Origin of the sequence: Bradyrhizobium sp. 138 (assembly GCF_023074075.1) — a bacterium.
Classification (GTDB): Bacteria; Pseudomonadota; Alphaproteobacteria; order Rhizobiales; family Xanthobacteraceae; genus Bradyrhizobium.
Genome location: NZ_JADPKT010000073.1, coordinates 179,129 through 191,851, shown reverse-complemented (window position 1 = coordinate 191,851; position 12,723 = coordinate 179,129). Strand labels below are relative to the sequence as shown.

Annotated in this window: 11 protein-coding genes and 1 pseudogene; 3 read left to right on the top strand and 9 right to left on the bottom strand. The window is 65.2% G+C overall.

Going from position 1 to position 12,723, the window contains the following annotated elements; all coding sequences use genetic code 11:
- Positions 1-117: 117 nt before the first annotated feature.
- From IVA79_RS25925 to IVA79_RS25915, 3 genes are all read right to left on the bottom strand, one after another.
- A complete protein-coding gene (locus IVA79_RS25925; protein WP_247558251.1) occupies positions 118-324 on the bottom strand; it encodes a hypothetical protein in 207 nt (68 codons plus the stop codon).
- A 162-nt stretch (positions 325-486) separates the two neighbouring features.
- Positions 487-1,110 (bottom strand): HAD family phosphatase, encoded by a 624-nt coding sequence (locus tag IVA79_RS25920; protein ID WP_247558249.1) that lies wholly within the window; start codon positions 1,108-1,110, stop codon positions 487-489.
- 27 nt (positions 1,111-1,137) lie between these two features.
- Complete coding sequence (locus tag IVA79_RS25915; protein WP_247558246.1) at positions 1,138-2,271, bottom strand: alpha-hydroxy acid oxidase; 1,134 nt, start codon at positions 2,269-2,271, stop codon at positions 1,138-1,140.
- A gap of 289 nt (positions 2,272-2,560) precedes the next feature.
- Here IVA79_RS25915 and IVA79_RS25910 point away from each other — a divergent pair, with 289 nt between their 5' ends.
- Entirely contained in the window at positions 2,561-3,895 is a 1,335-nt protein-coding gene (locus IVA79_RS25910) for a S41 family peptidase (RefSeq protein ID WP_247558244.1), read from the top strand.
- A gap of 133 nt (positions 3,896-4,028) precedes the next feature.
- Here IVA79_RS25910 and IVA79_RS25905 read toward each other — a convergent pair.
- The 6 genes and pseudogenes from IVA79_RS25905 to IVA79_RS25880 all read right to left on the bottom strand — a co-directional run bounded on the left by IVA79_RS25905 (position 4,029) and on the right by IVA79_RS25880 (position 11,423).
- A pseudogene (locus IVA79_RS25905) lies at positions 4,029-6,760 on the bottom strand (EAL domain-containing protein).
- 168 nt (positions 6,761-6,928) lie between these two features.
- Complete coding sequence (gene moaC / locus IVA79_RS25900) at positions 6,929-7,441, bottom strand: cyclic pyranopterin monophosphate synthase MoaC (RefSeq protein WP_247558242.1); 513 nt, start codon at positions 7,439-7,441, stop codon at positions 6,929-6,931.
- Position 7,442: 1 nt separating this feature from the next.
- Entirely contained in the window at positions 7,443-8,264 is an 822-nt protein-coding gene (trpC, locus tag IVA79_RS25895; protein ID WP_247558240.1) for an indole-3-glycerol phosphate synthase TrpC, read from the bottom strand.
- A 7-nt stretch (positions 8,265-8,271) separates the two neighbouring features.
- Positions 8,272-9,285, bottom strand: a complete 1,014-nt coding sequence (gene trpD / locus IVA79_RS25890) for an anthranilate phosphoribosyltransferase (RefSeq protein WP_247558238.1) — start codon at positions 9,283-9,285, stop codon at positions 8,272-8,274.
- A 14-nt stretch (positions 9,286-9,299) separates the two neighbouring features.
- Complete coding sequence (locus IVA79_RS25885; protein ID WP_247558236.1) at positions 9,300-11,198, bottom strand: SurA N-terminal domain-containing protein; 1,899 nt, start codon at positions 11,196-11,198, stop codon at positions 9,300-9,302.
- Positions 11,199-11,240: 42 nt separating this feature from the next.
- Positions 11,241-11,423 carry a hypothetical protein gene (locus IVA79_RS25880; protein WP_247558233.1) on the bottom strand — a complete coding sequence of 61 codons (183 nt, stop codon included), beginning with the start codon at positions 11,421-11,423 and terminating at the stop codon, positions 11,241-11,243.
- On the opposite strand from IVA79_RS25880, the gene tpiA reads away from it, so the two are divergent.
- Positions 11,422-12,177 carry a triose-phosphate isomerase gene (tpiA, locus tag IVA79_RS25875; RefSeq protein WP_247558231.1) on the top strand — a complete coding sequence of 252 codons (756 nt, stop codon included), beginning with the start codon at positions 11,422-11,424 and terminating at the stop codon, positions 12,175-12,177. The genes IVA79_RS25880 and tpiA overlap by 2 nt on opposite strands.
- Before the next feature lie 138 nt (positions 12,178-12,315).
- Positions 12,316-12,702: a preprotein translocase subunit SecG gene (secG, locus tag IVA79_RS25870; RefSeq protein ID WP_247558229.1), complete on the top strand. Its 387-nt coding sequence runs from the start codon at positions 12,316-12,318 to the stop codon at positions 12,700-12,702.
- Positions 12,703-12,723: the final 21 nt, after the last annotated feature.

Here is a 12,723-nt window from a genome sequence, read left to right as displayed (position 1 = left end):
CTCAGCGGCGGAGGAGGCGACTCAGGTCCGTCGCGGCATGATCCGGAAGGCGAGACAGACCGGGACGAGGATGGCCATGGCGAGCACGAGAAGGACGAGCACCACGGCCAGCATCGGTCAACTCCCGCTCGGTCGGTCCGAGCCGCCGTCCAGTGCGACGTCGGGAGGTTTGGGGCCTTGATCCTTGTCGGGCAGCGGGTCAGCCAAGGACTTCAGGTCGGCGGCCTTGCTGATCAGCTTGGCGGAAAGGTCAGAATCCGAGGTGGTTCTTGCGAATTCAAGCAGGAGAGAGGCTTGCTTGGTGAGGTAGGTTTTGCCCAGCACGTCGATCAGTCCGATGTAGAAGTCCCAACGGACTCAAGAGTCCGAAGGGCGGTCTTCCGTTCCCGGAACTCTGTACAAAAATACACAAAGTGATTGGGTTCCTCATCTTCGGCAAATTTAGCCGGGAACCGGGCCCCTGACGCGCCCTCGCGGCCGGGGACCTCAGATGCCCAAGGCCTTCAATGCGTTCCCGACATCGCGCGGCGAGGTGACATGCACGGCGGTCAATCCTCGCGCCCGTGCCCCCTCGATGTTCTCTTCGAGGTCGTCGAAGAACACGATGCGCTCCGCAGGCACGCCGATCGCCGCGACGACATGGTCGAAAGCCTCCGCATCCGGTTTGCGCAGGCCGATGCTGGACGACAAATACAGCTCGCGGAAATGGCCGAGCAGATCGGCATATTCCCTAGAGAAATAGTCGACATGCGGCCGGTTGGTGTTGGAGAAGGCGTAGAGCGGCATCTGCTTCGCCGCGCGCGGCAACAGTTCGGCGATGTCAGGCATTTCGCCGGCGAAGATCGCGTTCCAGCCCTCCAGGAATTGCGCGTCCGAGATGCCGATTCCGAGCGAAGCCCGTAGCGAGGCGAAATAATCCTCGTCGCTGATCCGGCCGACCTCGTGCAGCCGGTAGGCCTCGTCACGCACATAGCGCCCGACGATGGTTTCGGGCTGGCAGCCGGCATGCCCCGCCCAGCAGGCGATCGCCTTGGAGAAGTCGATGTCGAGCACCACGCGCCCGAGATCGAACAGAAGCGCATCTGTGCTGCCGGGAGAGAGCGATGTCATTGCGTCCTTTTCACTCAGATCTGCCAATCAGTATCGATAAGGCTCGTGGTCGAACAGGGGGAACGCGCTGAACACGCCCGGCGCGTTGGTGGCGGTCGCCGGATGCAGGCAGGATTTGTCGACCTCGGCAAACGAGGTGGCGCCCAAGAGGCCAAGGCAGCGCAGCACCTCGTCCTCCAGGAGCTCCAGCATCCGCGTGATGCCGGCTTCGCCGGCCGCCGCCAGTGCCCAGCATTGCAGCCGGCCGATGCCGACGAGGTCTGCGCCCGCCGCGATCGCCTTGACGATGTCGGTGCCGCGACAGACGCCGCCGTCGACCATGATCTTGGCGCGACCCTTCACGGCCTCGACGATCTCGGGCAGCACATGCATGGCCCCGCGGCCATGGTCGAGCTGGCGTCCGCCATGATTGGAGACGTAGATCCATTCGACGCCGTGATCGACCGCGATCAGGGCGTCCTCGGCGGTGGCGATGCCCTTCAGGATCAGCGGGATCTTGAACTTGTCCTTGACCATCTTCACGGTTCGCCACTCCAGGCCCTTCTGGAAATCGCCGCCTGTGGCGCGCAGGCGGCTCTCGCGAACGTAGCGCTTGGCGATGTCACGTTCGCGACGGCTGTAATGGGCGGTGTCGACGGTCAGGCAGAAGGCGGCATAGGCGTTCTTCTCGGCACGGCTGACGACATCGGCAACGAAGGCATCGTCGCCGCGGACATAGAGCTGATAGAGCCGGAGCGCATCGGGGGCCGCCTCGGCGGTCTTCTCCAGGCCGGGCTCGGACACCGAGCTCAGCATGTGCGCCGCGCCGAAGGTGCCGGCACCGCGCGCGACGCTCGCCGCGCCACCCGGATCGAAGATCTCGAGCGCGCCGACGGGTGCGAGCACCACCGGCAGGCGCATCTTGCGGCCGAACTGCTGAACCGCACCGTCCACCTTGCGGACATCGCGCAGCACGCGCGGGCGAAAGGCGATCTCGTCCAGCGCCATGCGGTTGCGGCGCATCGTGGTTTCGGTCTCGGCGGCGCCGACGATGTAGTCCCAGGCGTTCTGGTTGAGGTTGGCCCGCGCTTTCCGGATGAATTCGTGCAGGTTCTGGAACGGCTCGTTGCTGGCACCGAGCTCGACATTCCGTTCCGGCCGGATGCGGGGCGCTTCGTTCATTGTTATCCTCCCGAGAATTTGAAGCCTTATGTCATCGCCTAACCCGTTCCGCCCTCCAAAACTATCCTAAAATCGCATAGCTGCGAGGCGTGACCGGCCCACGATTGCCCTTGCGGGCGCACCAGTCCTGCAACGTTGCCAAAAGTTTAGGTCCGAACGAAGTGAATTCCGCCGAGGACCCGTCGGCATGGCATCCCGGCCTTGAAGAAACCAGAATGGTATTGTGAGAAGCGGACTGGATCGCCAATTGCATGGCGCCCCAAAGCCCCAAGCGAAAAGGTCAGACTACATGCGGAAATCCCTGCTGTTCCCTCTGGGCGCGCTCACCGGAGCGTGTCTGACCCTTCTGGTAGCCAGCCCGCACGGCGGCGTTTGGGCGGCGCGGGCGGCAGTGAGCGCGAATGATGCCTATTCCCAGCTCAACCTGTTCGGCGAAGTGTTCGAGCGCGTGAAAGCGAGCTATGTCGAGAAGCCCGACAATGCCAAGCTGGTCGAGGGCGCGATCACGGGCATGGTGACCTCGCTCGATCCGCATTCGCGCTACATGAATGCGAAGGCCTGGACCGAGATGCAGGAGACCACCTCTGGCGAGTTCGGCGGCCTCGGCATCGAGGTCACGATGGAAGACGGCCTCGTCAAGGTCGTCTCGCCGATCGACGATACGCCCGCCTCGAAGGCCGGCCTGATGTCCGGCGATCTCATCAGCAAGATCGACGGCGAGGCCGTGCAGGGCATGACGCTCGAGCAGGCCGTCAACAAGATGAAGGGGCCGGTCGACACCCAGACCAAGCTCACCATCGTGCGCAAGGGCGCCGATGCCCCGCTCGATGTCGCGATCAAGCGCGAGATCATTCATGTGCGCCCGGTGCGCTTCCACGTCGAGAACGGCGACATCGGCTATATCCGCATCACCTCGTTCAACGAGCAGACCACCGACGGCCTGAAGAAGGCGATCGCCTCGATCACCAAGGACGTCTCGCAGGACAAGCTCGTCGGCTACGTGGTGGACCTGCGCAACAATCCGGGCGGACTGCTCGATCAGGCGGTGTCGGTGTCGAGCGCGTTCCTGCAACGCGGCGAGGTCGTTTCGACCCGTGGCCGCTCTCCCGAAGAGACCCAGCGCTTCACTGCGCATGGCGGCGACCTCACAAAGGGCAAGCCGCTGGTGGTCCTGGTCAATGGCGGCTCGGCCTCGGCCTCCGAGATCGTGGCCGGCGCGCTGCATGACCACAAGCGTGCCACCATTATCGGCACTCGCTCGTTCGGCAAGGGATCGGTGCAGACCATCATTCCGCTCGGCGCCGGCAACGGCGCGCTGGCGCTGACCACGGCGCGCTATTACACGCCGTCGGGCCGCTCGATCCAGGCTCAGGGCATCGCCCCCGACGTCGAGATCCTGCAGGACGTGCCGCCCGAGCTGAAGGGCCGGATGGACACCATGGCGGAGTCGCAGATGCGCGGGCATCTGTCGGCCGGCGAGGGCGGCGAGCAGACCGGGTCGCAATCCTACGTTCCGCCCAAGGCGGAGGACGACAAGGCCCTGCATGCGGCTTTCGACTTCCTGCACGGCGTCACCGTGAACGCAGCGGCAAAGCCGGCACCGAAGACTTCGGTGCCGAACTAGACCTTACGACTCTCCATCGACGAATCGCCCGGGAGTGGATGGCCGCTCCCGGGCGATTTCGCTTGGGGGGTCTCGCTGATCCGTATCCCGGACGATGCGACGCCCAATCCGGGCGACATGGCTGCGTTGGTGCCTAACCGGCCTCGCGCCTTCGGCTCTCGCTGCCTTCGCGCTGGGCCAGCCGGCTGCGATGCAGCGCGAACAGCTCCAGCACCTTGTCGGCCGGTTTTGCGGCACTGAACAGATAACCCTGCATCTCGGAACAGCCGAGCGCGCGCAGCAGGCGCTGCTGCTCCTCGGTCTCGACGCCCTCGGCCGTGGTGGTCATGCGGCGCGCGGCCGCGAGATTGACGACGGCCTGGACGATGCTGGCGGAGCCGTCGGGACCGGCGATGTCGTCGACGAAGCAGCGGTCGATCTTGATCTTGTCGAACGGGAAGCGGTGCAGATAGCTCAGCGAGGAGTAGCCGGTGCCGAAATCGTCGAGCGCGATGCGGACGCCGATGGCCCGGAGTTGGTGCAGGATCGTCAGCGCAGCATCGTCGTCGCGGATCAGCACGGCCTCGGTGATCTCGAGCTCCAGCCGGCTCGCCGGCAGGTTCGAAGCGGCGAGCGCCGCCATGATCTTCAGCGCCAGCGTGCCGCTCTTGAATTGCACCGGCGAGACGTTGACGGCGAGGCGGATGTCGTCGGGCCAGCTTGCCGCGTCCCGGCAGGCGGTCGCCAGCACCCATTCGCCGATCTCGTTGATCAGGCCGGTGTCTTCGGCGATCGGGATGAACTCCGCCGGTGAGACCATGCCGCGCTCGGGATGGCGCCAGCGCACCAGCGCCTCGCAGCCGGTGATGCGATCATCCTTCAGGCCGAGGCAGGGCTGGTAATAGACCTCGAGACCGCCTTCGAGACCCCCTTGGGCGATAGCGTGGCGCAGATCGATCTCGAGCTGCCGGCGTTCGCGGGCCTTGGCGTCCATCTCCGGTTCGAAGAAGCGATAGGTACGGCGCCCGGCGGACTTGGCGGCGTACATCGCCATGTCCGCGTTCTTGAGGATCTGGTCGAGCGCAGTGCCGTGTTCAGGTGCGAGCGCAATGCCGATGCTGGCATCGGTGTTGAGATGATGGCCCAGGCAGTCGAACGGCGCGCGGATGGCCTCGAAGACCCGCGCGACGAGCTCGTTGACCTGATCCAGCGACGTCACCGCGCTCTGTACGATGGCGAATTCGTCGCCGCCGAGCCGCGCCACGAAATCCGCCGGGCCCGCACAGCGGCGCAGGCTTGCGGCAACCGATTTCAACAGCTCATCTCCGACCAGGTGGCCGAGCGCGTCGTTGACGCCCTTGAACTCATCGATGTCGATGTAATGCACCGCGATCTCTTCGCCGTTGCCGACGGCGGCCAGCTCTTTGCGCAGATGATCGTGGAACATGGTGCGATTGGGCAGATCGGTCAGCGCGTCGTAATGGGCGAGGTGGGTGATGCGCTCCTCGATGCGGCGGCGCTCGGTGATGTCCTCATGGGTCGCCACCCAGCCGCCGTCCGCGAGCGGCTCGTTGAGGACGTGGATCGAGCGGCCATCGGAGGTATCGACCACCATCGAGTTGCGCTCATGGATGTCCTTCAGCACGCGCGCGACATAATCGTCGACGTCGCCTGTGAACGAGCCGGTCACCTTGCGGTGGGCGATGATGTCGTGGAAGCTGCAGCCGGGCTTCACGATCTCGGCCGACAATCCGTACATGTCGATGTAGCGCTGGTTGCAGACCACCATCCGCCGCTCCGCGTCGAACAGCAAAAGGCCCTGCGTCATGTTGTTGACGGCGCGGTCGAGCCGCTGCTTTTCCAGCGTCAAGCGTCCCCGCGAGAGGCGGTGCTGCTCCAGCAGCTTGCGTACGACCGCGATCAGCACGCCTGCGATCGCGAGCGCAGAGGAGGCAGCGACCGAGATCAGGATGCCGATCTGCTCGCGCCAGTCCGTCAGTGCAGCCGCGCGCGTCGTGGTGGCCATCATCAGGATCGGGAAATGGGGTAGGGCGCGCGAGGAGATCAGCCGGTCGTCGCCGTCGACCGGGCTTACAAAACGGCCGGTGAAGTGATCGAGGCCCAAAACCCTCTGGTGCGCAAACGAACCATTTTTGAAATTCCGCCCCATCAATTCGCTGGAATGCGGATACCGGGCGAGCAGCGTGCCGTCGCGATGCAGCATCGAGATCGTCGCGTCTTCGCCGAGCGCGACGGAGGCGAAGAACTTCTCGAACTTGGCGGGCTCGATGCCGCGTCCGACGACACCCAGGAACTCGCCGTTTGGCCCGACGATCTTGCGCACGATCAGAATGGTCCAGGCGCCGGAGATCCGACTGTGCAGGGGCTCGATCAGGACATCGGGAGAATAGGGATCGTATTTGAAGGTGCGAAAATAACCGCGATCGGCGACGTTCACTTTCGGAGCCGGCCAGGCCGTCGAGGAATTGATCAGATCACCGTCGGCATCGATGATGTTGACGCCGCCGATATAGGGCAGCGCCTCGATCTTCGAGCGCAACATCCGGTGGACGTCCTGGCCCGAGAGGCGCTTGCGATAGTCTGCGCATTGTTGATTCCGGTGGTGCGGACGTGGTCGACGAAATCCTTCTGGATGACCGCGAAATCCTGCAATTGCTGATCGAAATGATGGGCGAGCAGCAGCACCGTGTTGTTCAGCTCGCGGCTGGAGTTGCGCAGCGCCCGCTCGCGGAAATTCTGCGCCATCAGCACCGAGCCTATGGCAATCGCTGCGATCAGCAGCGTGCCGCCCACCACCAGCCAGCGGATCGGTCCGCCGCGCACGAAGGCCTGGTCAAAGAGGCGATTGCCGAATCTCGTCATCATGCTGGATCATTGCCGTGCACACGTCAGGATCAATTCTTGGCCCCTTAAACATCCGTTGGTTTACGGGAACGATGTGGAGGCGAAGTTAGGAAGCGCGGTTAACGCGATGTGAACGGCCGCGCGCAAATGCAATCGATGCGCGCGACGCAGGAGCCGAAATGAGCGCCCTCAGGCGCGATAGTGGCCGGACTTGCCGCCGAGCTTCTCGACCAGATGGATGCCTTCGATGCGCACGCCGCGCTCGACCGCCTTGATCATGTCGTAGATGGTGAGGCAGGCGACCGATACGGCCGTGAGGGCCTCCATCTCGACGCCGGTCGGGCCCGTCACCTTCACGCTGGCGCGAACGAGGCAGCCCGGCAATTTCACGTCGGGCTCGATGTCGAGCGTCACCTTCGACAGCGCGAGCGGATGGCAAAGCGGGATCAGCTCGGAGGTGCGCTTGGCGGCCATGATGCCGGCGATGCGGGCTGTGCCGAGCACGTCGCCCTTCTTGGCATTGCCTGACACGATCAGGTCGAGCGTCGTCTTGGTCATGATGACGCGGCCTTCCGCGACCGCAAGCCGCTCGGTCGCCGGCTTGTCGGACACGTCGACCATCCGCGCCTCGCCGGAGGCGCCGATATGGGTGAGGGCGGGGCCGGCCTTGGATTTGGTCGTCTTCGGGGGCCTGCGCGCCATGTCAGCGCGTGCCCGTCGCGCGCGCCGTGGTCTCGCGCGCGAGCAGCGTACGCGTCGCCGCGGTGACGTCGGCCTGCCGCATCAGGCTTTCACCGACCAGGAAGGTCGACATGCCGACGCGCTCGAGCCGGGCGAGATCGGCGGGCATGAAGATGCCGCTCTCGCCGACCATCAGCCGGTCCCGCGGGATCAACGGCGCCAGTGTTTCGCTGGTCGCGAGCGTAGTCTCGAAGGTGCGAAGATTGCGGTTGTTGACCCCGATCATCGGCGAACGGAGCTTGAGCGCCCGGTCGAGCTCGGCGTGGTCGTGGATCTCGATCAGCACATCCATCCCATGGGCGATGGCGGCGTTCTCGAGGTCCTCGGCGGCGGCATCGTCGAGCGCGGCCATGATGATCAGGATGCAATCGGCGCCATGCGCGCGGGCCTCGGCCACCTGATAGGTGTCGAACATGAAATCCTTGCGCAGCACCGGCAACGACGTCGCCGCACGCGCCGCCACCATGAAGTCGAGATGGCCCTGGAACGAGGGCGTGTCGGTCAGCACCGACAGACAGGCCGCGCCGCCGGCTTCATAGGCCTTGGCCAGCAACGGCGGATCGAAATCGGCGCGGATCAGCCCCTTCGACGGCGAGGCTTTCTTCACCTCCGCGATCAGTGCGTAATCGCCGTTGACGTGCTTGGCCTTGATCGCGTCCACGAAGCCGCGCGGCGCGGCTTGCGCTTTGGCCTTTGCCTCGATGAAAGACAGTGGCTGCGCGCGCTTGGCCGCGGCGATCTCCTCACGCTTGTAGGTTTCGATCTTGGTCAGGATATCCGACATGGGGCGCTCAGCCGTTCGAGACCGCGATCAGGTGCTTCAGCCGTGCGTTTGCCGCGCCGCTGTCGATCGACTTCGTTCCGATTGCGACGCCCTCCTTGAGGTCCTTGGCACGTCCGGCCACGACCAGCGCGGCTGCTGCGTTCATCAGGGCGACGTCGCGATAGGGGCTCGGCTTGCCGTCGAGCACACTTTGCAGTGCGACCGCATTGGCGTCGGCATCACCCCCCTTGAATGCGCCGGCCTCGCAGCGCGGCAGGCCGGCGTCCTCAGGCGTCACCTCGAAATTGCGAATCTCGCCGTTGTGGAGCGCGGAGACGAAGGTCGGGCCGGTGAGGGTGATCTCGTCGAGGCCGTCGGAGCCGTGCACCACCCAGGCGGATTCGGAGCCGAGGTTCTTGAGCACCTGTGCCAACGGCTGCACCCATTGCCGGGAGAAGACGCCAACCATCTGCCGCTTGACGCCGGCAGGGTTCGACAGGGGGCCGAGCAGATTGAAGATCGTGCGCGTCGCAAGCTCGACCCGGGTCGGGCCGACGTTCTTCATGGCCGGATGGTGGGCGGGGGCGAACATGAAGCCGATGCCGCATTCGCGCACGCAGTCTCCGACCTGCTCCGGCCTGAGGTCGATCCTGACGCCGAGCGAGGCCAGCACGTCGGCGGCGCCCGAGCGCGACGACAGCGCGCGGTTGCCATGCTTGGCCACCGGCACGCCGGCGCCGGAGACGATGAAGGAGGCGCAGGTCGAGACATTGACCGATCCGGAGCCGTCGCCACCGGTGCCGACGATGTCGACGGCGTCAGGCGGCGCCGTCACGGTCAGCATCTTCGAGCGCATCGCCGCAACCGCGCCGGTGATCTCGTCCACGGTCTCGCCGCGCACCCGCAGCGCCATCAACAGGCCACCCATTTGCGAGGGCGTGGCCTCGCCACTCATCATGGCGTCGAAGGCGGAAGCGGCTTCGTCACGCGACAGGCTGGCGCCGGTCGCCACTTTTCCAATGATCGATTTCAGGTCGTCCATCGCGTGCTTTCAACTCACTGGTTCGCGCCGGTCACCTGCGCGAAGGCGGCCTGATTAATGGTGGTCCCGATGTCGGTTTCAAGCTTGTTGACGTAGGACGCGACCTGCTCCTCGGTCTGGGCGCGGTCGAGGTTCTCCTTCAGCTTCTTGACCGCGTCGGAGGCGGCGTCGACCGCGGGTTCGACGATGTCGGTGACGCGGAAGACGACCACTTCGCTGCCGCCGCTGACAGCCGTCTGTCCGACGCCGTCCTTGGCGGTGCGGAAGGCGGCCGACACCACGGCTGCCGGCACGCCGGCCGGCGTATCGTCGCGCTTGAAGCCGGTCGCGGTCTCGACCCTGGCGCCGATCGCGGAAGCTTCATCGGCGAGCTTGCCGCCCGCTTCGAGCTTCTGCACCATCTCGGTCGCCTTGGCCTTCAGCTTGGCCGCGATCTGGTCCTGGCGCCAGCGCGCCTCGACCTGGTCACGGACCTCGTCGAGATTGCGGTCGCGCGACGGCGTGATGGCGAGCACGTCGTACCAGACATAGCCGCCCTTGAACGAGATCGAGTCGTTGTCGACGCCGACATCGGTGTTGAAGGCCTGCGACACCACGTCGAGGCCTTGCGGGACGTTGGCGACCGGCTGGCCGTTCGGAGCGCGGCCGGAGCGGTCGACGGCGTCGATGGTCACGGCGGTGAGGCCGAGCTTCTGCGCCGCGTCGATCACGCTGGCGCCGCCGCCACGCTCGTCTTCCATCTTGTCGCGGAGATCGGCGACCTTGACGCGCGCGCGCTCGGTGGCGATCTCGCGCTTGATGTCACCAGCAAGGCTGGCGTAGTCCGCCTCCTTGCCCGGCTCGATCTTGTCGACCTTGACGATCGCGACGCCAAGCCCGCCCTGGATCGGCTGGCTGATCTCGCCGGCCGGAAGCGAGAAGGCGGCATCGCCGACTGCGGCAGCGAGCGAAGACTTGGTCACGAGCCCGAGATCGACGTCGGAGGCGCTCAGCCCGCGCTCCTTGCCGAGGTCCTCGAACGATAGTCCGCCGACGAGGCGCTCGCGTGCGGCCTGCGCGTCGGCGACGTTCGGAAACACGATCTGCTGGATCTGGCGCTTCTCCGGCGTGCCGAGCCGGTCCTTGCGCTGTTCGAACATTTTCTTGGCGTCCTCGTCCGAGACCTCGCTCCATTTGCCGATCTCCTCCGGCGAGACCACGAGGAAGGCGATCTTGCGATATTCGGGCGCGCGGAACTGGACCTTGTGATCCTCGAAATAAGTGGCGAGCGTCTCGGGCGAGGGCGCGTCGATCTGGCCTGCCTGGGCGGCGTCGAGCTTGACGAACTCGAGGGCGCGCTGCTCGTTCTGGAAGCGCGCCAGCGCGTCGAGCATGGTCTTCGGCGGTTCGAGGCCGGCGCCGATCGTGCCGGTGATCTGCCGGCGCAGCGACACCTTGCGTTGCTCGGCGACGTAGCGCTGCTCGGTATAGCCGAAATTGCGGATCACGGCCTGGAACCGGTTCGCATCGAAATTGCCGCCGACGCCCTTGAAATTGGGGTCGTTCATGATGAGCTGGCGGATCTGCTCGTCGGACTGGCCGAGCCCGAGCCGCCGCGCCTCCTCGTCGAGGGCGGCTTCCGCGATGGTCTGCTGCAGCACCTGGCGGTCGAGGCCGAAGGCACGTGCCTGGTCGGGCGTCAGCGGACGGCCGAACTGGCGGCTGATCTGTTGCAGCCGATCCGTATAGATCTGGCGGAACTCGTTCAGCGATATCTCGGTGCTGCCGACCTTGGCCACCGTGGACTGCCCGAATCCTTTGAAGATGTCGGCGATGCCCCAAATGCCGAAACTGACGATCAACACGCCCATCACCACGGCCATAATGGTCTTGCCGAGCCAGTTTGATGAGGCCTTGCGCATTCCTCGAAGCATTTGGTCCAACTTGTTTGAGCAGGAGGGGAACGGGAGCGCGTCTTAATGCAGATTCAGCAAAAGCGCCTCACCAAATTGATCAATCATCATAAAGTGGTGGCTTTCCCCCCGCAACCTCACGTCAATCGACCGCTTGAGGGTGCGGTTGAAGGCCTCTGGTCTCTGGAACTGCCGCGGAAGCTCTGCTAGCGCATGCACAACTCTCATTTTGCTGGAAATCGACATGACCGACGCCATCCGCCCCCTGATCGCCGGCAATTGGAAAATGAACGGCCTGAAGGCCCAGGCTGCCGAGTTCGACGCCATGCTCAACGGTGCGGCAGACGTCGCCGGCAAGGCCGATCTGCTGGTCTGCCCGCCCGCGACCCTGATCGCCGCCTTCGCTGAGAAGGCGCGCGGCAAGAAGGTCGCGGTGGGGGCCCAGGACTGCCATCCCAAGGCCTCCGGCGCCCATACCGGCGATATTGCCGCCGAAATGCTGGTGGACGCGGGGGCGAGCGCGATCATCGTCGGCCATTCCGAGCGTAGGGCCGATCACGGCGAGGATGATGCCCTGATCCGCCAGAAGGCTGAAGCTGCCTGGCGCGCCGGGGCCACCGCGATCGTCTGCGTCGGCGAGACGCAAGCCCAGCGCGACGCCGGTCAGACCTTGGACATTCTGCGCGGGCAGCTCGCCGGCTCCCTGCCGGAAAGCTCGACCGCCGCGAATCTCATCGTAGCCTATGAGCCGGTCTGGGCAATCGGCACCGGCCTGACCCCCACAGCGCAGGATGTCGAGCAAATTCATGGGTTTATCCGGGAGCTCCTGACCTCCAGGTTCAAGGCTGACGGGGCCAAAATGCGCATCCTCTACGGCGGCTCGGTCAAGCCCTCGAACGCCGCTGAGCTGATGGCGGTCAAGAACGTCAATGGCGCGCTGGTCGGTGGTGCCAGCCTGAAGGCGGCCGATTTCCTTGCGATCGCGAAAGGCTGCCCCTAACTCATTCAAACCGTTGGTCCGGACCCGATCGGGGGTGGCAATAACCCCTCCGATCGTGTAACACCGCGCAACTTCAGGAAACCCGCGAAGCGCGATCGGCCGCCGTCAGGCGCCGCCCGCTTGTGACGGAAGGGCATTATGCAGACCGTTGTCATCGTCATCCACCTCATGATCGTCGCCGTCATGATCGGCGCCGTCCTGCTCCAGAAGTCGGAAGGCGGCGGCCTCGGCATGGGCGGCGGCGCGGGCTTCATGTCGAGCCGCGGCACCGCCAATCTTTTGACGCGGACCACCGCGATCTTGGCTGCGGGCTTCTTCCTCACCAGCATGTTCCTGTCCTGGCACGCAGGCTACAGCCGTGCGCCGTCGTCGATCATTGGCACGCCGGCGTCGCAGACCCAGCCGGCCGGCGGATCCCCGATCGCGCCGCCGACCTCGGGCGGCATCCTGGATTCGCTGAAAAAGGCCGACGAGCAGCAGCAGGCCCCGGCCCCAAGCGGCCCGCAGGTGCCGCGCTCGCAATAAAGCAGGGGGGCCATGCAGGGC